General features: G+C 36.8%; 22 protein-coding genes. 13 read left to right on the forward strand and 9 right to left on the reverse strand.

Annotated features, from left to right (window positions below; all coding sequences use genetic code 11):
• Nucleotides 1-77: 77 nt before the first annotated feature.
• Both AC2G3J_RS10440 and AC2G3J_RS10445 read right to left on the reverse strand, forming a co-directional pair.
• Entirely contained in the window at nt 78-533 is a 456-nt protein-coding gene (locus tag AC2G3J_RS10440; protein WP_419327488.1) for a DUF6896 domain-containing protein, read from the reverse strand.
• 99 nt (nt 534-632) lie between these two features.
• On the reverse strand, nt 633-848 hold the full coding sequence (locus AC2G3J_RS10445; protein WP_336951366.1) for a hypothetical protein: 216 nt from the start codon (nt 846-848) through the stop codon (nt 633-635).
• A gap of 186 nt (nt 849-1,034) precedes the next feature.
• On the opposite strand from AC2G3J_RS10445, the gene AC2G3J_RS10450 reads away from it, so the two are divergent.
• The 3 genes from AC2G3J_RS10450 to AC2G3J_RS10460 all read left to right on the forward strand — a co-directional run bounded on the left by AC2G3J_RS10450 (nt 1,035) and on the right by AC2G3J_RS10460 (nt 4,141).
• A complete protein-coding gene (locus tag AC2G3J_RS10450) occupies nt 1,035-2,705 on the forward strand; it encodes an FMN-binding glutamate synthase family protein (protein WP_419360402.1) in 1,671 nt (556 codons plus the stop codon).
• 212 nt (nt 2,706-2,917) lie between these two features.
• Nucleotides 2,918-3,541, forward strand: a complete 624-nt coding sequence (locus AC2G3J_RS10455) for a hypothetical protein (RefSeq protein ID WP_419360401.1) — start codon at nt 2,918-2,920, stop codon at nt 3,539-3,541.
• Between the two features lie 12 nt (nt 3,542-3,553).
• Complete coding sequence (locus AC2G3J_RS10460; protein WP_336951371.1) at nt 3,554-4,141, forward strand: hypothetical protein; 588 nt, start codon at nt 3,554-3,556, stop codon at nt 4,139-4,141.
• 54 nt (nt 4,142-4,195) lie between these two features.
• Here AC2G3J_RS10460 and prpC read toward each other — a convergent pair whose 3' ends face one another.
• Together prpC and prpB are read right to left on the reverse strand one after the other, a co-directional pair.
• Nucleotides 4,196-5,332 (reverse strand): bifunctional 2-methylcitrate synthase/citrate synthase, encoded by a 1,137-nt coding sequence (prpC, locus tag AC2G3J_RS10465; RefSeq protein ID WP_483769947.1) that lies wholly within the window; start codon nt 5,330-5,332, stop codon nt 4,196-4,198.
• A gap of 4 nt (nt 5,333-5,336) precedes the next feature.
• A complete protein-coding gene (prpB, locus tag AC2G3J_RS10470) occupies nt 5,337-6,221 on the reverse strand; it encodes a methylisocitrate lyase (protein WP_419820463.1) in 885 nt (294 codons plus the stop codon).
• Nucleotides 6,222-6,457: 236 nt separating this feature from the next.
• Between prpB and AC2G3J_RS10475 the strand changes: the two genes are divergently transcribed.
• From AC2G3J_RS10475 to ppk1, 4 genes are all read left to right on the forward strand, one after another.
• Nucleotides 6,458-7,111, forward strand: a complete 654-nt coding sequence (locus tag AC2G3J_RS10475; protein ID WP_336951375.1) for a TetR/AcrR family transcriptional regulator — start codon at nt 6,458-6,460, stop codon at nt 7,109-7,111.
• A gap of 128 nt (nt 7,112-7,239) precedes the next feature.
• Complete coding sequence (gene argF / locus AC2G3J_RS10480) at nt 7,240-8,160, forward strand: ornithine carbamoyltransferase (protein ID WP_336951376.1); 921 nt, start codon at nt 7,240-7,242, stop codon at nt 8,158-8,160.
• A gap of 95 nt (nt 8,161-8,255) precedes the next feature.
• Nucleotides 8,256-8,726 (forward strand): hypothetical protein, encoded by a 471-nt coding sequence (locus tag AC2G3J_RS10485; protein ID WP_336951377.1) that lies wholly within the window; start codon nt 8,256-8,258, stop codon nt 8,724-8,726.
• Between the two features lie 206 nt (nt 8,727-8,932).
• Nucleotides 8,933-11,038: a polyphosphate kinase 1 gene (gene ppk1 / locus AC2G3J_RS10490; protein ID WP_336951378.1), complete on the forward strand. Its 2,106-nt coding sequence runs from the start codon at nt 8,933-8,935 to the stop codon at nt 11,036-11,038.
• 150 nt (nt 11,039-11,188) lie between these two features.
• Here the strand turns inward: ppk1 and AC2G3J_RS10495 are convergent, their stop codons facing one another.
• The 3 genes from AC2G3J_RS10495 to AC2G3J_RS10505 form a co-directional block, all read right to left on the reverse strand.
• On the reverse strand, nt 11,189-12,418 hold the full coding sequence (locus tag AC2G3J_RS10495) for a CaiB/BaiF CoA transferase family protein (protein ID WP_483769948.1): 1,230 nt from the start codon (nt 12,416-12,418) through the stop codon (nt 11,189-11,191).
• A gap of 78 nt (nt 12,419-12,496) precedes the next feature.
• Nucleotides 12,497-13,813 (reverse strand): MFS transporter, encoded by a 1,317-nt coding sequence (locus tag AC2G3J_RS10500; protein WP_483769949.1) that lies wholly within the window; start codon nt 13,811-13,813, stop codon nt 12,497-12,499.
• 247 nt (nt 13,814-14,060) lie between these two features.
• Nucleotides 14,061-15,284, reverse strand: coding sequence for an acyl-CoA dehydrogenase (locus tag AC2G3J_RS10505; RefSeq protein ID WP_336951382.1), 1,224 nt, complete (start codon nt 15,282-15,284; stop codon nt 14,061-14,063).
• A gap of 345 nt (nt 15,285-15,629) precedes the next feature.
• On the opposite strand from AC2G3J_RS10505, the gene AC2G3J_RS10510 reads away from it, so the two are divergent.
• On the forward strand, nt 15,630-16,583 hold the full coding sequence (locus tag AC2G3J_RS10510) for a LysR substrate-binding domain-containing protein (RefSeq protein WP_483769950.1): 954 nt from the start codon (nt 15,630-15,632) through the stop codon (nt 16,581-16,583).
• Nucleotides 16,584-16,818: 235 nt separating this feature from the next.
• On the opposite strand, the gene AC2G3J_RS10515 is transcribed toward AC2G3J_RS10510, so the two are convergent.
• Nucleotides 16,819-17,154: a hypothetical protein gene (locus AC2G3J_RS10515; protein WP_419327483.1), complete on the reverse strand. Its 336-nt coding sequence runs from the start codon at nt 17,152-17,154 to the stop codon at nt 16,819-16,821.
• Between the two features lie 121 nt (nt 17,155-17,275).
• Between AC2G3J_RS10515 and AC2G3J_RS10520 the strand changes: the two genes are divergently transcribed.
• The 5 genes from AC2G3J_RS10520 (at nt 17,276) to AC2G3J_RS10540 (ending at nt 21,609) form a co-directional block, all read left to right on the forward strand.
• On the forward strand, nt 17,276-17,704 hold the full coding sequence (locus AC2G3J_RS10520; protein WP_419360392.1) for a guanosine-3',5'-bis(diphosphate) 3'-pyrophosphohydrolase: 429 nt from the start codon (nt 17,276-17,278) through the stop codon (nt 17,702-17,704).
• An 88-nt stretch (nt 17,705-17,792) separates the two neighbouring features.
• Complete coding sequence (locus tag AC2G3J_RS10525) at nt 17,793-18,692, forward strand: LysR family transcriptional regulator (protein ID WP_336951387.1); 900 nt, start codon at nt 17,793-17,795, stop codon at nt 18,690-18,692.
• 161 nt (nt 18,693-18,853) lie between these two features.
• Nucleotides 18,854-19,936, forward strand: coding sequence for a tRNA (uridine(54)-C5)-methyltransferase TrmA (gene trmA / locus AC2G3J_RS10530; RefSeq protein WP_419327482.1), 1,083 nt, complete (start codon nt 18,854-18,856; stop codon nt 19,934-19,936).
• 242 nt (nt 19,937-20,178) lie between these two features.
• Nucleotides 20,179-20,409: a hypothetical protein gene (locus AC2G3J_RS10535; RefSeq protein ID WP_336951389.1), complete on the forward strand. Its 231-nt coding sequence runs from the start codon at nt 20,179-20,181 to the stop codon at nt 20,407-20,409.
• A 132-nt stretch (nt 20,410-20,541) separates the two neighbouring features.
• Nucleotides 20,542-21,609 (forward strand): hypothetical protein, encoded by a 1,068-nt coding sequence (locus AC2G3J_RS10540; RefSeq protein ID WP_483769951.1) that lies wholly within the window; start codon nt 20,542-20,544, stop codon nt 21,607-21,609.
• A gap of 13 nt (nt 21,610-21,622) precedes the next feature.
• Here AC2G3J_RS10540 and AC2G3J_RS10545 read toward each other — a convergent pair whose 3' ends face one another.
• The gene (locus AC2G3J_RS10545) at nt 21,623-21,976 is read right to left on the reverse strand and encodes a YnfA family protein (protein WP_004720731.1); all 354 of its coding nucleotides are present in this window, start codon (nt 21,974-21,976) and stop codon (nt 21,623-21,625) included.
• Nucleotides 21,977-22,045: the final 69 nt, after the last annotated feature.

Below are 22,045 nucleotides of genomic sequence, written 5' to 3' on the forward strand. Positions count from 1 at the left end.
AAAAGTAAACACTTCATCCCACTAGAGATGAAGACTTTGCTGTGACTTTATTGTCCTTTTATCAGACTGTTTTATACTCATAGTTTTCGATAAACTCCGAAATCTATTATCAATATTTTTTGTCGTTCAAGTTTTTCAAAAAAGTCTAAAGTACTACTAAAGGGATTAACGAAGTATTTTGTTAAGTGATTGAATTCAACTGTTGTCTTAAGAAAATTATAAAAAAAATATGGATCAAGATTACCAATACTTTCTTTGTTTCCAAGCGAAACTTCAAGAATTTGCCCTGTTATTAAATTCTCAAACATACAATGCTCTCCATGCACAAAAAAAGACCAATCTCCCGATAGCGTTTTTTGTCCATTTAAAAAATCAGCATCTTGTATTTCGTAATAGTGTCCCGCGTTAATTTTTACTTTTTCAGGTTGGTCTGTTTCTGTAATTAATTTATCAATAAGCACTTCAGCAATGGCTTTATAGTTGTCCATTGCTGTTAATAATTCCTGTTCTACATCAGAAGTAAGGTTGATCATATAATTACTGTCAAAATTTCAAAGCTAAATAATTAAAACTTATCCAATAAAGCCTGAAAATTCAGGCTTTATTTGTATCAATTTACTTTCAGCATAATTTTAAGAAATAATTCCTTCACCCTTGCTCAGGCTGATATTTGAGTGAGCTTGAGAACTTAGCTGATGTTTTAACGTCTCATTTTCCTGCTTTAGATTTTTAATTTTAAAAAACTGGAAGAACAGCCCGATATACGCAATGATAACGATCACAGAAACATAAATGGCTAAAAAACTGATACTAGGGTTTAACAATTTTGTCAGAAACTCTTCAAACATTTTCGATTCCTTTTTGTTTTCATCGCATATTGAATAAATATTTCAGTTAAATTAACTCATATTGTTTAGAAAATAAATATTTCAATTATTAATCTAGAACCATTCTCAAGTCTAACAAATCATTACTTGAGCTTTTTCATCAATTTGGGCAATTTAGCGCTATATAAAGAATGAGATATTCACTTCATGGCAAGTCCTGCTCAAGCAATTCGACATCAACTTCTCAATACTTTTTTCTCCCGTTATTCTGTTTGGTTCCTATGTATATTTATATCTTTATATTTGACTTGGATTATTTTCTTTAACGAAGGTCATTATATTTATTACTTTTTTTCAGATACTGTACTGAATTTAGCTTGGATTATTTCATCCATACTGGCCGCAATTGGCTTTGCCGATATCATCCAAACACAACATTCTATTTTAAGAAATTACCCTTTAATGGGACATTTTCGATTTTTCTTTGAAGATATACGTCCTGAAATTCGTCAATATTTCATTGAATCTGATGATGATGCCTTACCTTTTTCACGTGCACAAAGAAGTTTAGTTTACCAACGTGCTAAAAATGAAAATGCAGATAAGCCTTTTGGTTCAATTATTGATGTCTATCAAGATGACTATCGTTTTTTAACCCATTCGATGACACCCAAAACACCTGCTGATTTTAATACATTTAGAATTAGTATTGGTAATGATCAATGCTCACAGCCTTATAGTGCTTCGATTATGAATATCTCAGCGATGAGTTTTGGTAGTTTGAGTGCAAATGCTATTCTTGCTTTAAATACTGGTGCAAAAAAAGGTAACTTTTATCATGATACAGGTGAAGGGAGCTTAAGCCCTTATCATCTGGAACCAGGTGGTGATATTGTTTGGGAAATTGCTAGTGGCTATTTTGGATGCCGTACTCTAGATGGTAAGTTTGATCCTGAAAAATTTAAACAACAAGCAGCTCTGCCACAGATCAAAATGATCGAAATCAAACTGTCACAAGGAGCAAAACCAGGGCACGGTGGTATCCTTCCCAAAGATAAAATCACCAAAGAAATTGCCGAAATACGCGGTGTTTCTATGGACGTGGATTGTATTTCTCCAGCGACACATTCTGCTTTTAGCAATCCTATTGAAATGATGCACTTTATTCAGCAATTACGTGAGCTATCCAACGGCAAACCAGTTGGTTTTAAATTGTGTATTGGGCAGCCTTGGCAATTTATGAGTATTGTAAAAGCTATGCTACTGACTAAAATCATTCCAGATTTTATCGTGGTTGATGGTTCCGAAGGCGGTACAGGTGCTGCCCCTATTGAACTGATAGATCATATGGGTACGCCTTTACGTGAAGGCTTGCTTTTTGTAAACAATACCTTGATTGGCGCAGGTCTACGTTCTCAAATCAAGATTGGTGCAAGTGGTAAGATTATTAGTGCCTTTGATATTGCCAGTACTATGGCTATGGGTGCCGACTGGGTCAATTCCGCACGTGGCTTTATGTTTGCAGTGGGTTGTATCCAAGCACAAAGTTGTCATACCAACCAATGTCCTGTTGGCGTTGCAACGCAGAACAAAGAACGTCAAAAAGCACTTGATGTGCCATCTAAAGCAGACCGAGTGTTTAGTTTCCAAAAAAATACCTTAAAAGCGCTCGCGGAAATGATTGCTGCAGCTGGTTTACAACATCCTGCTGAGATTAAAGCACATCATTTAGCACAACGAGTCAATGACCGTGAAATCAAGAACTATGCTCAATTGCACTTTTGGATGAAAGACGGCGAATTGCTCAGTTGTGAAAATAAAGATGAAGAAAACTTCTATTTTAGAATGTGGAATTTAGCAACTGCTGAACATTTTTAATTATTCGTAAGCGAAGTTTAATTAAGGAGATCAATACGATCTCCTTTTGTTATATCTAGTATTTATGGAATTAAAAGAAGCCTAATCATGTGCTTTTTTATTCTTCAGTATTTTATTTAAGTTTGTATTGTCATTTATTTTTACTCAAACACCATTTTAATCTAAACAATATTTAAGCAAGATACATTAAAACATATTAAGAATATTTGCGGATGAAATTTCTACAACATATAATCACCACCACTATCCTTACAACGTCATTACATTGTTATGCAACTGTCGGTGGTGGACAAACAATAGAAGTATTAGGTTATGAAGTAAAACAACAAAAACTTTATCTGTTACGACATTATGAAGATGGGCGTGGACGCTTGCCGCAGTTATATTATTATCAGCTCAACAGCAAAATACCAGATCATCTGATCGAAGTGCGATCCTTATATATCAATCCCAAAACGCATAAAATTGACTATGATCAAGATGGTATCCAGTTTGAAAAAGATCTAAACAAAATTAAAAAGCGTTTAATACCTTTACTCGCAGGAAATGCCAATAAAGCAAAAATTCAAATGGTGAAAAATCAAACTCATTACATTCCTGCTTGGCATGATCCATCCCAAAAGGTTCCTCAATATAAAACCATATACAAAGTTACAACAGCTTCTTTAAAAAGTAAAAATGAACAAGCTGTGCAATATGCTAAAACAATAAAAATCACTCAGAATTACGTCGTGCCACATCAGAATAAGATGTTAGTTATTGTCAAATACTTCGGAATCCCTGAGGAAACGGGTTATGATATTGAAGATGCTGTTTTGCTCTTACCAATAAAATAATGAGGATAAATCGTGTTAAAAATAATCACATCGACGCTCTTATTCAGTTTTAGCTCTCTCGCTTTTGCAAAAAGTTATAGCAATATTTCACTTGAAGTCCTCGGCTATGATTCAAATAAAAAAGCGGTTTTAATTCTTGAAAATTCAGCAAGCTATGAGATTCCAAGAGTTTATCGCTATTCACTGAGTGAAAAACGCTATGATCTTCTCAAATACGATGAAAATTTTACAGGTATTACAGATCAACAAGCCTTCCAGCAAAAACTTTTAAACATAAAGACTCAGCTTAAACCACTTAAAAATATCGTGCTTCAAGACGTTAATGTTAATCTACTCGAACAAAGATCTTCTGATACTCAAAGCTCTGCCCCATTTAAAACAATTTATGGCTCGATATTTACAATATCCACTCCGCAATATCAAAGTCTTCAACAGAATTTAACCAGTTACAGTCCAGAGATTAAACTTAAACAGGCTTTTGAACTGCCAAAAAACAAAGGGGTGCTGATTACCTTTGAATCACTCAGCTTACCTTTTGATGAAGGATATAGCCGTGAAGAAGCTGTGGTTTTATTTCCTGCGGGTCAGCCTCCCAAATAAAAAAAGCCTCTTAGGAGGCTTTTTTTACTGCTTTTATCAATCTTGATCAACTTATTACGCCGCAGAACGCTCAGTGATCGGTACAACTTTGCGGAGTTCAGGACCAGTATAATCCGCGCTTGGACGAATAATACGATTGTCAGCACGTTGTTCCATTACATGCGCAGCCCATCCTGTAACACGAGACATCACAAAAATTGGTGTGAATAGTTTTGTTGCAATATCCATGAAATGATATGCAGATGCGTGGAAGAAATCCGCATTACAGAACAACTTCTTCTCACGCCACATCACTTCTTCACAGCGTACTGAAACTGGGTAAAGCACTGTATCACCAACATCATTTGCTAAACGCTCAGCCCAAATTTTAATAATGCCATTACGCGGGTCATTGTCTTTATAAATCGCATGACCAAAGCCCATGATCTTTTCTTTACGCTCAAGTTTACCCAACATTTCACGTTCAGCTTGTTCTGGAGATGTCCAGTTTTCAATCATTTCCATCGCAGCTTCATTTGCACCACCATGCAATGGTCCACGCAATGAACCAATTGCGCCAGTAATACACGAATGCATATCAGACAATGTTGAAGCACAAACACGCGCAGTAAATGTTGAAGCGTTAAACTCATGCTCAGCATAAAGAATTAACGAAACATTCATCACTTGTTCATGTAATTCATTTGGCTTTTCACCACGCAGTAAATGCAAGAATTGTGCACCGATTGAATCGTCATCAGTATTTTCTTCAATACGTACACCATCATGACTAAAACGGTACCAATAACAAATGATCGCTGGCAAAGTTGCAAGAATACGATCTGCCAAATCTTGCTGTTGATCAAATGATTTTTCAGTTTCCAGATTACCTAACATTGAAACACCTGTACGCATCACATCCATTGGGTGTGAATCAGCAGGTATACGCTCCAACACTTCTTTTAAAGCTAGTGGTAACTGGCGAAGTGATTTTAATTTGGCTTTATATGTCGCCAACTGTTCTGCTGTAGGCAATTCACCAAAGAAAATAAGATATGCAACTTCTTCAAATTGGCAATTTTCCGCAAGGTCTTGCACATCATAACCACGATAAGTTAAGCCTGCGCCACTCTTACCTACTGTAGAAAGTGCTGTTTTACCTGCAACTTGACCGCGCAATCCTGCGCCTGTAAGTACTTTTCCTTCAGCCATTTTATTATTTCTCCTGGGTGAACAGTTTATCTAGAGTGTTTTCGAAAGTGTGATAATCAAGGAATTCGTAAAGTTCTTTTCGTTGTTGCATGCTATCCAGTACATTGACTTGTGTACCATTTTCACGAATTGAACGGAAGACTTCTAGGGCAGCCTTTTGCATTGCACGTGTTGCAGACAGTGGATACAACACCATGCTAATGCCCTGTTCAGCTAACTCTTGAGTGGTGTAATAAGGTGTATCACCAAACTCTGTAATATTTGCAAGAACAGGAACACCTACTGCATCACAGACTGTTTTATACATGGTAATGTCCGTCATTGCTTCAGCAAAGATCGCATCTGCGCCAGCCTCGACACATGCACAAGCACGATCAATCACGGCTTGCAACCCTTCTTTTTGCAATGCATCTGTACGTGCCATCACGACAAAGTTAGAATCTGTTTTTGCATCAACTGCTGCTTTAATGCGGTCAACCATTTCTTGTTGAGAAACAATTTCTTTATTTGGACGATGACCACAACGCTTTTGTGCAACTTGGTCCTCAATATGGACAGCTGCCGCACCAGCACCAATCATTTGTTTAATTGTACGTGCAATATTAAATGCACCACCCCAACCTGTATCAATATCAACAAGTAAGGGTGTATCTACACGTTCTGTAATACGACGAACATCTTCCAATACGTTGTCTAAGCTGGTCATACCTAAATCAGGTAAACCATAAGAATAGTTTGCCACACCAGCACCAGAAAGATAGATGGCCTTATAACCCACCTGTTTCGCCATCATCGCTGCATAAGCGTTGACTGTACCAATAATTTGTAATGGTTTTTCCACTTCTAGAGCTTGTCTAAATCTTAAGCCTGCAGACGTCTGTTGTGTCATATTCCCTTCCACAGTGGTCACTTGTTTATTGAGTTTTGAGTATAGTCATAATTTATATTTCGCATATGACCATTTAGGTATATTACTCTAAAACTTTAGTCAAAGAAAAATGAATTTTGATTCATTTTTTCATTTTTATACACTTTTTTTAATCATTTTTTCCAATAGCATGTTTGCTAAGAAATTTATTGACATCTTTGATATAATAGTTACAACCCATTTTTCATCAGTAATTTATGAACGAAGATTTAGCACAAGTTGAAGCTACAGGATGTGATTTTCCACAAACTAAACGTGGGCATGAACGTCGCTTGGCATTACTGATTAGTGCAAACGATCTTTTTTTAGAGAACGGTTATGATGCAGTATCTTTAGATGACATCGTGAATCATGCAGGCGGATCAAAAGCCTCGATTTACAAATATTTTGGCAGTAAAGAAGGTCTATTTACAGCGATCTGTGACTATCGTCGTGATTTATTTTTTAAGGATATCTGTATTCCATTTAACCCCGCGTTGAATGAGCTCAGAGCATATTTGATCAATACCTTAATTAACTTTTATAAGCATATGATCATTCCTGAAAATATTGCTTTCATACGCTTGGTTTTAGAGCGCTCCCAAAAGGATCCACAATTAGCTGTCTATATTCATGAGAAGGGACCAAAGCAAGTACAACTTTCTATTGCATGCGCCTTAGAGCGTTGTGTAGAAAATCAAATACTCACTTGCCCAAACCCCTTATTTTCAGCACAATTTTATTTTGGAATTCTCAGAAATTTAGAATGGCGGATTTTAATGGGGATTGAAATCAAAGATTCTGATCAAGAAATACTCAACTGCGTAAGTTATTGTGTAGATCGCTTCTTAGAGGGACATCAAAAGGTCTAATTTTTTTGCGTTTTCATATTCATATAGTATATTAGCTGATTCTCCTTTTTATTTTCATCAACCACCAACAATGAATTGTTGGTCAATTTCCCTATTGGTTTTGACTAAACAATTATTGTGGAGTAACCATGGCTCTACGACATTTTCTTACTTTACGTGATTTATCCACTGCTGAACTTAACCGTATCATTGAACGTGCTCAAGAGTTAAAGCGAAAACAACACAACAACGAAGTATTTCAACCCTTTGTTGGAAAAGTCATGGGGATGATTTTTGAAAAGTCGAGTACCCGTACTCGTGTATCTTTCGAAGCTGGTATGAGCCAATTTGGAGGCAGTGCAATTTTCCTTTCATCACGCGACACTCAATTGGGTCGTGGTGAGCCAATTGAAGATTCTGCACGAGTAATATCCAGCATGCTTGATATCGTGATGATTCGTACATTTGGTCATGATATTGTTGAACGTTTTGCTGAATACTCAACAGTCCCTGTTATCAATGCGTTAACTGATGACCACCACCCTTGCCAGCTACTTGCAGATGTACAAACATTTGTTGAACATCGTGGTTCGATCAATGGCAAAACGGTAGCATGGATTGGTGATGGCAATAACATGTGTAATTCATATATTGAAGCTGCGCACATGTGGGGCTTCAAGTTAAAAATTGCTTCACCGAAAGGCTATGAACCAAAACCTGAATTTCTTTCTGAATTTGCACATTGCGTTGAACTTTTTGAATCGGCAGAAGACGCAGCAGTGAATGCAGATTTGATCGTGACTGATGTTTGGGCAAGTATGGGCCAAGAAGAAGAACAAAAAATTCGTGAAAAAGCCTTTTCCGCTTACCAAGTCAATGAAAAACTAATGGATTTAGCACATCCAGATTGTCTATTTATGCATTGTCTACCTGCCCATCGTGGTGAAGAAGTTTCAGAAAATATGCTGGATCACAAAAATGCGGTGGTTTGGGATGAAGCAGAAAACCGCTTACATGCACAAAAAGCCTTGGTTGAATTTTTAATCAATGAAAATTTAAACAAAGACTAAACTATATTCTTTCAATAAAAATAAGCACCGACTATGGTGCTTATTTTTTGTTTCAGTATAATAAAATCCATACTTTTAATATGTGTATAATTCAAATGAAATTTAAAATAATTCCTTTATTCGCAATGTCAGTATACTTACTCATTTCTCAGAATAGTTATGCAACTGAATTAGATGATTATTTGATTCAAAAGAAGTTGATTGGGCAGCATTATAAAATTATAGATCAACAAAATTTAGATGATGTTTTAACTGCGTTAAGTGAAGAAGACTCTCGCGTACTTCCTGTACAAATTGATCAAAACACGGTGATTGAGAAAATTCATATGTATCATGATCATGTTGATTTGCAAGGCTTAATTACATCAGCAGATTTTAACCAATTTTCAAACAGCGTGGGTAAAGAAAAGACCCTGCAACTTTTAATGGAAGGTATGCTTGAAAATTGTCATTTACTTTTTGAAAATGAGTTCCAACGCCAAAATCCCTATTATGTAAAAATAAAACTGATGTCTGAACAGAAAACATATGAGCTCAAACTCAAAAATGAGCAATGCAAATTTTAATTTGTAATAATATTGTCTTGGTACATCGTATCAATTGGCATTTTGTCTAAACAGATTTTATTTTTTTCTACATGATTAAACGATTAAAAAATTAATATTTTTTAATCGTTTAAGTTTAAGACAATTTTCAACATTTTAGCTATCTGTAACAAATTTGTCATGTAGAATACTTACTATGCCCTTCAAGGTCGTTAAGACAGTTTCAAATGACGCAGATCATGCCCGCTTCAAAAAGTTTAACCACGCCTGAATTTCAACATAGCTCAAGCAGCTATATTAATCGTGAAATTTCCTTACTAGAATTTCATAAACGTGTGTTAGCCCAAGCAAAAGATGAAGCTCATCCTTTGCTTGAACGGTTGAATTTTCTCATTATTTTTTCACGTAATTTAGATGAGTTTTTTGAAATTCGTGTCGCTGGATTAATGAAACAACTGGATTTCAAAACCCTTACCACGGCACCGGATGGTATTCCAAACGAAGTGATTCTTGAGCAAATTTCGCATAACGCACATCTTGCGATTCAAGAGCAATACGACACTTTAAATCATGTGTTATTGCCTGCATTAGAAAACTATGGCGTCAAATTCATCCAATATAATGACATTTTAGAAAAACACGCGGAATGGATTAAAAATTACTTTTTTAAGCAAGTACAACCTGTTGTAACACCAATTAGCTTAGATCCTGCTCACCCTTTCCCGCGTTTAGTCAATAAAAGTTTAAACTTTATTGTCACCTTAGAAGGAAAAGATGCTTTTGGTCGTCAAATAGAATTGGCCATTGTACCCGCTCCGCGTTCTTTACCGCGTGTAGTGCGCTTACCGAACGAGCTCACAGACGGTGCAGAACATTACATTTTATTGTCAGCCATTATCCAACAACATATCAGTGATTTATTTCCCGGTATGACAGCAACAGGGTGCTACCAATTCCGTGTCACCCGTAATGCTGATTTAACCTTGGCAGAAGATGTCGATGATTTGGCAGTGGCATTGAAAGATGAATTATCTTCACGTCGTTTTGGTCGCGCAGTTCGTTTAGAAATCGCAGATAATTGCCCAAACTCAATTAATGATTATTTATTAGAACAATTTGATTTAGATCCACAACATCTTTATCAAGTAAATGGTCCTGTCAATTTAACGCGACTGATTACCGATTTTGATATTCCAGAATTAAGATTTAAGCCTTATCAAGCTGTTATTCCAAAAGCCCTAAGAAATTCAAATAAAATATTTGAAATATTAAGCAAGCAAGATTTACTCTTACACCATCCATTTGATTCTTTCCAGCCCGTTATCAATCTACTCAAAGAAGCGGCAAAAGACCCCAATGTTTTAGCAATTAAACAAACCTTATATCGTAGTGGCCCAGACTCGGAAATTGTACAAGTGCTGGCAGAAGCTGCTCGCAATGGGAAAGAAGTTACAGCGATTATCGAGTTACGTGCGCGTTTTGATGAAGAATCCAATATTATCGTCGCAAATCTTCTGCAAGAAGCTGGCGCAGTTGTGGTGTATGGTATTGTCGGTTATAAAACCCATGCCAAAATGATTTTAATTGTGCGACGAGAAATCGATAAACTTAAACGTTATGTACATCTTGGTACAGGCAACTATCATGCGGGAAATGCACGAATGTATACCGACTATGGTTTACTCACCACAAATGATGAAATTTGTGAAGATGTACATAAGATCTTCCAAGAGCTGACTGGTATGGGTAAATTGTTAAAGTTAAAAAAACTCTTTCATGCTCCCTTCACCTTACACTCTCAGCTGTTACATTTGATTGAGCAAGAAACGGCACATGCAAAAGCAGGTAAAAAAGCCCGTATCATCATTAAAGTCAATGCATTGACTGAACCTAAACTCATTACAGCTTTGTATAAAGCATCTCAAGCTGGGGTTAAAATAGAGCTGATTATCCGTTCAATCTGTTGTTTAAGACCACAAATTGAAGGGCTTTCTGAAAATATTAAAGTTCGTTCGATTGTTGGGCGCTTCCTAGAACATACTCGTGTTTATTATTTTTATAATGATGCGAATGAGGACTTATACTGCGCAAGTGCTGACTGGATGGGTCGCAACTTATTTTCTCGGGTCGAAACTTGCTTCCCGATTGAAGATAAAAAGCTTAAAAAACAGATTATTGAATATGGGCTACTCAGTTATTTAAAGGACAACATTCGTGCTTGGGAACTCAATGCCAATGATCAATGGCATGCAATTCAACCCAAAGATAACGAAAAACCTTATATTGCACAACAGGTGCTGATGCAACAACGGATTATTCCCACTACAGCGTAATTCTTTCATATTGTTATTTTAAATGATTCAGGATAGCCCTCCTTAAAAAAGGAGGGTTTGAATGATTAATGCGGCATTGAAGAACTCCAATTAAGACATAACTTTGATTGATCATATGCCTTGATTTCAATATTTCTTAAAATCAGCCGATTATAAGCCAATACCCTCAATAACCCCTTGTTGCTTTAATTGTAATAATTCATCATCTGAACAAAATTCTTCTAAAATCACTTTGGTATGTTCTCCTAAGCGTGGTGGCGCATTGCGATATTCAACAGGTGTTCCTGTCATTTTAATCGGTGAACCAATCACATTAAAATTAGGATTATCTGAATGTGGAATATTGACTACCATTTTACGATATTGAATTTGAGGTTCATCTAAAGCATCAGCAACTGAATTAATCACGCCAACAGGTACTTTTACCGCATGAATTACATCGACCCAATGCTTTGCGGTATTTGATAAAAAATATTCGGACAACAAACTGACCAATTCTTGACGATACTTCACTCGATCTTGATTACGGAGATAATTGGGTTGATCTAACAATTCAGGTTTTCCAATAGCAATACATAAGTCTTTAAATTGTTTATCATTACCACAAGCTAGAATAAATTCCTTATCTTGCGCTTTAAAAGTCTGATAAGGCACAATATTGGGATGATGATTGCCCATTCTTTGGGGAGCGACACCTGAACTTAAATAGTTCATACCTTGGTTGGCGAGTCCAGCAACCTGTACATCCAGCAAAGACATATCAATATATTGCCCCACACCAGTTTGCTGACGAGAAATCAGTGCTGCCTGAATCGCAATTGTTGCATATAGCCCTGTTTGGATATCGACCACTGCTACACCAACTTTTTGTGCGCTTGCCCCAACCTCACCTTCTTTTTCGCCAGTAATACTCATCAAGCCAGACATACCTTGAATGATAAAGTCATAACCCGGTTCTTCTGCACGCGGTCCATCTTGACCAAAACCAGTGATAGAGCAATAGATCAATTTTGGATTAATGTGCTTGAGGGTTTCATAATCCAATCCATATTTTTTCAAGGATCCTGCTTTAAAGTTTTCAATCAAAATATCTGCGGTTTTCACCATTTGTTGTAATAATCGCTGTCCATCTTGCGTTGCCATATCAATTGCCACTGAGGATTTATTGCGATTCGCAGATTGGTAATACCCAGATTCTCGTGTCGCTTTACCCTGTTGATCACGCATCCAAGGCGGACCCCACATACGGGTATCATCACCCACTTTAGGGCGTTCAATCTTAATCACTTCGGCGCCTAGATCTGCAAGAACTTGTCCACACCACGGACCTGCCAGTACTCGACTCAAATCTAAAACTCGAACTCCTTGTAATGCACCCATATGTTCTACCTCTATGTAAGGAGTAAGTGAATACTCCTCAATTTTGCGATTTATTAAATCTGTTTAAACAAGCGTTGACTAATGTTGTTGTGGGTCATATTGACGATCTTTGATAAATAAGCCAGGCAGTACCCCTGCAACAAAGTAAGCTGCGCCCATCACGATAAATGCCGTCATAAATGTTCCGCCCGAAGCAAGGAAACCAATGGTTGCTGGGGCAATAGCTGCACCCACTCGCCCAATGTTATATGCACCACCAATTGCTGTACCTCGCACATCAGTAGAAAATGATTCCGCCATATAGGTCGCATTTACGCCATAAGGAATGCCATATAAGAAACCAAAAGTGATCAATAAGTACAAAATATTGTCTGGTGTATTAAAGATAATAATCACAGGTAAGAAGACAGCGCTGGCTATAGTACCGAACACAAATACTGCACGACGATTAAATTTATCAGCCAGATATCCCGCTAAGATCTTACCTAAAATCATTGCTGTGTATGAACCCACCATATAACTGGTCATATTCTTAAAGTTCATATGCACTTCTGTTTCTAGATAACTTGGCATCCAATTGTTGATTCCGTAGTAACCAAATTGTAAGAAGAATGCCGTAGTCATCCACAATAAAAACATTTTACGATGCTTAAAGTTGGCAAAAATTTGTTTATAAATACTGCCACTTTTCGGTTTCTCTGGTACTGTGGCTTCAACTGGTTTTTTGCCTTGAAGCTGATTGATTTTGTTGAGCTGCCAAGACTTTGGTTCAGGTACAAAGCGTTGCAAGAAAATATTGATAAAAGCTGGAATAACCGTGATAAAAAACAAAACTCGCCAACCATGCTCAGGAATAATTGCACCAGCTAATAATGTGGCAACAATATATCCAACGGTTTGCCCTGTTTGTAATGTACCCAATACCGTAGTTCGATACGTTGTAGGAACGTATTCAGCCATAAGGGTATTGCATGCCATATAAAGGGCCCCAATCCCTAATGCGCCAATAAATCGTAATGCCATAAATTGTTCAAAACTTTGGGTAAAGCCTAACAAACATGTTGCAACTGAAAAAAACGATACAGAATTGGCAATGGTACGTACTCGGCCAAACTTATCACATGCCCATCCACCTAAAATCCCACCAATCCCCATGCCTGCTAGAGATGCACTGCCTAAAGCCCCTGCCTGAAAAGTAGATAATGCAAACTCACCTTTTAAACTGGTTAAGCTATAGGATAACAACATGATATCTACGCCATCGACGACCATAGCGAAATAAGCGAATAAAAGTGCCCATTTCCAAGTATTTGGGCCTATTTTTTCAAAAGTTCCAATATTGGATGGCATGGATAATTTTGTTGAAGTTGTAACTGATCGAACATCATTGTTCATTTTCCTCTACCTCATTTTCCCAAATGAGTCATCGGTCACTTTTTATCTTTCTCTCTACTTATTTCTTTGTTATTTTTATTGCATGAATCTAGAGTTAAGTATGAGAGTTAAAAGAATAATCAGATATTTTTCACGATGAATCCTTTTATCATTGATTTATTTTTACCTTAGTTTTTATAAAATTTAAGGCAAAAAATCCTATAAGGGATGCTAACTTTAAGCATCCCTGTTTTAAAACAGTTGATTTTTAGTTACTAAAGGCAGCAATACCTGTTTGTGCACGCCCGAGAATTAAGGCATGTACATCATGTGTACCTTCATAAGTGTTGACGACTTCAAGATTGACCAGATGGCGAGCAACACCAAATTCATCACTGATGCCATTGCCACCCATCATGTCACGAGCAACACGTGCGATATCTAAGGCTTTACCACAATTGTTTCGCTTAATCAGTGAAGTTCCTTCTACAGAAGCGATGCCTTCATCTTTCATACGTCCAAAGCGTAATGCGATCTGCAGTCCTAAAGCAATTTCAGTTTGCATATCTGCAAGTTTCTTTTGCACCAATTGATTTGCGGCCAGTGGACGTCCAAATTGTTTACGATCCATCGTATATTGATGTGCTGTATGCCAGCAAAACTCTGCCGCCCCCATCGCGCCCCATGCAATACCGTAACGTGCACTATTTAAACAAGTAAATGGTCCACGCAAACCACGAATTTCGGGAAATGCATTTTCTTCAGGAACAAAAACATTGTCCATTACAATTTCACCGGTAATCGATGCACGCAAACCGACCTTGCCGTGAATCGCAGGTGCAGAAAGTCCTTCCCAACCCTTTTCTAGAATAAAACCACGAATCTCACCAACATTGCCTTCAGCAGAAACTTCTTTAGCCCAGACCACAAATACATCAGCGATTGGACTATTGGTGATCCACATTTTTGCACCAGTCAAACGATAACCACCTTCGACCTTTTTGGCACGGGTAATCATACTGCCTGGATCTGAACCATGATCAGGTTCTGTTAAACCGAAACATCCAATAAACTCGCCAGAAGCTAATTTTGGTAAGTACTTTTGTTTTTGCTCTTCATTACCAAATTCATTGATAGGCACCATCACTAATGAGCTTTGTACACTTGCCATTGAACGATAACCCGAATCTACACGTTCAATTTCACGGGCAATGAGACCGTAGCTGACATAGTTTAAACCTGCGCCCCCATATTCTTCAGGGATTGTCGGTCCCAACAAACCCAATTCACCCATTTCACGAAAAATAGAAGCATCTGTTTTTTCATGGCGGAATTGTTCCAAAACTCTTGGCATCAGTTTGTCTTGAGAATAGGCATAAGCAGCATCACGAATCATGCGTTCTTCAGAAGTAAGTTGCTGTTCCAATAAAAATGGATCTTGCCAGTTAAATTGAACTCGTGCCGTTTTTGTAGAATTAACCATTTGATTCATAGCATCCTTTGCTGAACATATCTTGTTGTCTTAGTACTGATGTTAGGTGTGAAAATTCATACTTTCAAACGATTAATACTCACTCAGATATTCCATTTACGCATATCTTGTGTTTTTATAACATGGCTCGCTCAATGACTACTGTTCAATTATGTTGGTATTAAACGAGGCTTTTTAGCGAACTTTTATCACCTTTACGTCCTCTTATAAATTTTTATTTTAGATAAAACCAAGTGGTTTGATGAAAGTTTCATTGCAAACATCTACTTTGGTTTAAGCTCTTTTTGCTAGATATAAATAGATTAAATTTAGCCATTATTTAACTTTGATATTCAAGGAATGAATATGCGTAGAATGATTCCTTCATTACAATCACTGATATGTTTTGAAGCGGCTGCCAAGCACCTAAGTTATACCTTTGCAGCTCAGGAGCTGCATCTTACTCAAAGTGCCATATCTCGCCAAGTACAACAACTCGAAGATTTTTTAGGACTCAATTTATTTAACAGAACACGGCATGGCGTTGAATTAACCCAGGCAGGTGAGCATTATTATAAAAACATCAAAACTCATTTATTGGGTATTGAGCAAAGCACACTCGATTTAATGAGTCATAAGGGTTTAGGTGGTACTCTAAAATTGGGGGTTGTACCGACATTTGCAACACGCTGGCTCTTACCCCGACTGTATAAATTCAATGAAATATACCCTGAAATTACCATTCATTTAGAAACCAGTACCAAACCTTTTTTGTTCAGTGAGCATATTTTTGACGCTGCAATATATACAGGTACGCCTGCACAAATTGAAAATTGGCCAGGTGCAAAAGTCCACTATCTAATGAATGAAGATGTTGTTCCTGTGTGTTCTGCTGAGTTAATTTTTAAGCATTTTCCAGAGCTAAGAGAACCTTCTGGAGATTTACGTCGCAGCTTATCGGCGGAAGAGATTGCCACGCTGCCCTTACTTCAACAAACCACACGCCCCTATATTTGGAAAGAGTGGTTTGAAGTTTCTGGTTATGAGCATCCTTTTACATTAGAAGGACAACGTCATGAATTATTTTCGATGCTTGCGGTGGCAGCAATACATCATATGGGGGTTGCACTTATTCCACAAAAACTCCTGGAAAAAGAACTGCGCTCAGGTGATTTAATTATCGCATCAGAAATAAAACTAAAAGGTTCACGTGCCTATTATTTTGTCTATGCAGAACAACAGCAAACGCCTCTCATTGCTAAATTTGTTGAATGGTTATTGAATGAAGTTGAGCGTTCAAAAAGTGCTTTTTTAAAATAACGCGATTTCGAGTTAAACAATAGCTTATTCAAGATTTATAGAATGTAGCTTAATTTCTATATTGTGATGATAAAACTCAAGTTGTAGGAGGTGAAATCAACAGCGCCTACAACAGAAAATATAAGCCTACTCCACTATTTTTAATTACTATTTGGAATTTTAATAAGAGTAGGCTAAAAGAAACACGATATTCAATTGCGCAGTATTTAAACCGAATAACTACCAATCTTAAAATTTAAGCGCCAAATCCAATATAACGATAAAAACCTTGATCCCCTACAACACCTAAGCTTATTTTATAAATCAGATAATGAGGATAACTACTCTCAGATAATTCATTGAAAATATTCAATCCCTGATCATCATGAGCATGGATTTCATCGACGCTACGCTGCATGGTCGCTTCAAATGCATCTGAAATATATTCAAAGCCCAAATCCATCGCAATAAACAAGGTATGCATACATGGTTGTAGATATTGTTCTTCATTCCAATCAATGACCGCATGTCGGCAATGCGGGCATGTAACATTTTCTTGAGAATTTTCTAAAGTGATCAGTTGAAATGGCATACGCTTTGGAACAGAATAAAATTGTATTTTAAACGAGTTAGAGAAATTTAACACTCGTTTTAGATAAATCTAAAACTGCTTTTAATATTTAATAAATACACGAAACAAAGCTAAGGATATTATGTCAACGATTGAAAAAGCGATTGCTTTAGCAGCTCGTAAACACGCAGGCCAAAAAGATAAAGCACAACAGCCTTATATTTTTCACCCTCTGAGGTTGATGTTCAAAGTTAAAACACCCAATCAACAGATTGTTGCTGTATTACACGACATCTTGGAAGATACCGATACCACTGTGGTCGATTTAATCTCACTTGGCTTTAGTCAAGAAATTGTCGATGCCGTTGTTGCCTTAACCAAAAAAGAAGGCGAATCTAGAATCGAAGCTGCCTACCGTACAGTAAAGAATCCAATTGCACGTGTGGTAAAACTGGCAGATGTTGCTGATAACATGGATATCACCCGTATTCCACACCCGACGACTAAAGACCTTTTGAGATTAGAAGAATATAAGCAAGTTCAGAATATTCTCATGACAGGCAATGCCTAATCTTAGAAAATTTTCACAATTAATAAGTTGACTTGATGCAACAGTTAAGTTTAATAGTGCATCATTGTTGCAATTATGGAATGTATTTATGCTCACTGATTTGGATGACTTTTACTGCTTTGGTTTGGTTGTAGAGCATGGGGGATTCAGTGCGGCTGAACGTGCAACGGATATCCCTAAATCCAAGCTCAGTCGCCGTGTATATAATTTAGAAGAAAAATTAGGAGTTCGTTTAATTCAGCGGAGTTCTCGTCATTTTGCTGTTACTGACATTGGTATGAATATTTACCGCCATGCCCAAGTGATGATGAATGCTGCACAATCAGCGCATGATTTGGTCGATCATCTTAGCGAACAACCTCGTGGTGTTATTAAAGTAAGTGTCCCTGTAACTGTTGCACAAAGTGAATTATCCAAAATTCTTCCCGATTTTTTAAAAGCTTACCCTGAAATCAGAGTACAACTTCTAGTGAGTAATCGCCGAGTAGATATTATCAATGAAGGTTTTGATGTTGCCTTGCGTGTTCGCGCAAATCTAGATGATGACCCTAGCTTAGTGCTGAGAAAATTTGGACAAATTGAACAGCATCTCCTTGCAAGTCAAGCATATTTAAATGAATTTGGCATGCTGAAAAAACCTGAAGACTTGTCTGAACACCGCATTTTAAGTATGGTTGATGAACATTTAGACCAACAAATGGTGTTACATGACAGTGAAAACCAGCAGAAAAAAATTAAAGTTAACCCTATACTCATGGGTTCCGATTTAATGATGTTGGCAAAATTAGCCAGTCAAAATTGTGGTATTGCCTTACTTCCAGACACCATTGCCAATGATTTTGTCGCAACAGGCGAATTGGTCCGTGTCTTACCTAACTGGAAAGCACCGCATGGGATCTTTCATGCTGTTTATCCTTCGCGCCGTGGCTTACTTCCTGCAGTAAGAGTTTTTATTGATTATTTGGTTAAGCACTTAAGCAAGTGTTAAACAGTTGCTCCACATTATCGTTTTGCTAAAGAAAACTTAGTATTATTAAATACACAAGCCATTCTCAATAAATTGACAAAGATGGACTGCAATATTGTGTCCATCTGTTCCTATTTTTGATACCATCGCTACTGCTTAATTCCAATGTTTTTCTGATTTATATGACTTCATCTTATCAACAACAGCTTGATGCCAAAATTGAACGAATCCAAACTCAATTCGCAGAATTTAATCCACCATCATTAGAAGTATTTGCTTCACCTGAACAAAACTTTCGTATGCGTGCAGAATTCAGAATTTGGCATACCGAAGATGATATGTTCTATGCCATGTTTGAACGAGATGAAAATCAACAAAAAACCGTTGCTCGCATTGATGAATTTCCGATTGCAGATCGAAGTATAAATCAGCTCATGCCAGTTTTATTGGCTGAGCTAAAAGCCGATTTAGTCTTATCAAAACGTCTTTTTGAAGTGCATTTTTTAGCAACGCTCAAGGGCGAAATGCTGGTTTCATTGATTTATCGTGCACCACTCAGTGAAGAATGGGAAGTTTTAGCAAAACAATTGGCTGATAAGTTGAATGTTAAAATCATTGGCCGCAGTCGCGGACAAAAAGTTATCTTAACCGATGAATTTGTTGTTGAAGAATTAAAAGTCTTTGAGCGTAAATTTCAATATAAGCAAATTGAAAGTAGCTTTACTCAACCCAATGCACAAGTTTGCCAAAAAATGTTGCAATGGGCTTGTCAGTCAGTAGAGGGCAAAAATAAAGACTTACTCGAGTTATACTGTGGTAATGGTAACTTTACCCTACCCTTATCCTTGAGCTTTAACCGTGTTTTGGCAACTGAATTAGCAAAATCTTCGGTCTACGCGGCACAGTGGAATATTCAACAAAATCAGATCGACAATATTCAAGTTGCACGTCTTTCAGCAGAAGAGTTTACTCAGGCCTATAACGGAGAACGTGAATTCCGTCGTTTACAAGAAGCAGAAATAGACATTCAGGGTTATGAGTTTGATACAGTTTTTGTCGATCCACCGCGTGCAGGGATTGATGACGATACGTTAATGCTTTTGCAAGGTTTTCAACGTATTCTTTATATTTCATGCAATCCAGATACATTACACGACAATTTAAAAACCTTGCTTAAAACCCATAAGATTGTGAAATTTGCGATGTTTGATCAATTCCCTTACACCCATCATGTAGAATCTGGAGTTCTTCTCGAAAAAATTTAAACAATTTATTACAAGATTTGGCTGCCATGTAAATTGACATGGCAGCTATTTGTTTAAATTATTTATTGATATATCATTAAGTTATAATTCATTTAAATCATGGTCTTTTAACAAACCGTTTAAAACATCTCAAATCATCGAAAAAATCAGCCTATAACTCGATCATCTATTTCTCTCAGATCTTGTATTTTATTAAAAAACGGCTATATTTCGAACTATGTTAGGTTGTGTATGAAGGCTCTATGAGTTTTTGGCAAAAGCTGTTTACGGCTGAAGATACATTGCAAAATGAACATAAAAATCAAATTGCATGTGTTGAAAATGATTGCTCTTGTAAATCCAATGATCAACTTTTATCAGCTTTGATGAAAGCGACAGATCAGGATGTGATTACTGGGATTAAGAAGGTACTTGTCTCTAGAGGTTTCAGTAAAAAAGAGTTAAACCAATTACAGCATCCACCTATTCAATAGTCATGGATGACCGCTAAGAAAAAAAGCATTCAGTTTACTGGATGCTTTTTTAATTCCAATAGAACAATTTTTGATGTTTCTTCTTGGCTTGTATACAATTATTTCAAAGAATAGATAAACGCAGAATCAACAATGAAAATTAAAATTCTTATTTTTTTATTATCACTCAACGCTTCAATTAGCTATGCAGATATTAACGATGATGAAATTCAAGCCATAGAAGATTTAAGCGATCAAGTATTAGCAACCAAAAATCTGGCCAAAATTGAACCACAGATTAAGGCTCAAATCCAGAAGGCCCAACCCAATGTGCAAAAACTGTTAAAAGCCAAAGACATTGAATATAACGATTCCGTCTATTTACACAACTATGCGATTTTGACTTCTGGATATGCTGAATATTTGCTTGAACAACACTGCACCACGCTCTCTCAGCCTTTTCAAGAACTTACTGAGCAGGCGTATTTTGCGTTAAAAAAACGTGATCCTAAAGATACAATCGCAATCAATAACTTAGGTTTATTCTATGCACAAATGTCGGTGTATTATCGGAAAAACATAGACCCAACGCTACGTCTAAACTATTTGCTAAAGGCTGAACAATTATTTGAGACCTTAATGAAGTTGCAACCAGACAATGAGGAGTATGAGAAAAATTATTATGCTGTACTCAGTGACAAACTGATGCTGTTACAGAAATATCATCTTGAGGAGAATGAGCAAAAACGCCTCATTAATATACTTAAAAAGCCTTTATTTCACTATTTATCTGATCCCAATCAAGCTTTCGATGCAGGAAATTTTATTATTTTAGCGCAACAGTATTTTAAATATCTCAATCATGAAGACCCGAAGCTTGCTGAAAAATGGTTGCGTGATAATCAGGTTAAAATTGAAGCTGTGGTGAATAAGAACCGTAAGCAAACTCAACGAGAAAAGGAATACCTCGCTGAATTCTATGCGCTGCTTAGTCAAACGGATAGAGCACTCTCCTACTTAAAACAATTGGAATTTTCTGATGAGAACAATACAGAACCATCCTCTTTTGAAAATGAACCGAATCTTGCCAATTTAAGGCTGAATCCTGAATATCAGAAATGGTTTAAACAATATAAACAGGATTATGCTGCATATCGTAAAGCAATTCCCAAAGTATGTAAGATCAATCAACTTGAAGCAACACAAGATACTGTAAAATGATGCTGTTGAAGACTTAACGAATCAAACCTTGCGGTTGCAGAATAATCACCAAAGCCCCAATGATTACAATACAACCACCAAACAAATCCCAGCGAGTTAAACTGACTTGATCGACAAATTTCAGCCACATCAGTGCACTAAAGATATAGATACCGCCATATGCGGCATAAATACGCCCTGAAGCAGCAGGATGCAAGGTCAATAGCCAGACAAATACCGCCAAACTTAAAACGGTAGGTATCCATAACCAATGACTTTTATTTTGATTCAGAATCAAATAAGGAAAATAACAACCTAAAATTTCTGCAACAGCTGTGACAAGAAATAATAAAATCGTAGTTAAAATTTTAGTAAATGCAATGTCCATTGATACTCAAAGAATAATCATGAAGTTAGAGTATATGTGATTTTCACGCGAGCTAAGCAATAAAATTTT

Source organism: Acinetobacter legionensis (assembly GCF_057165765.1).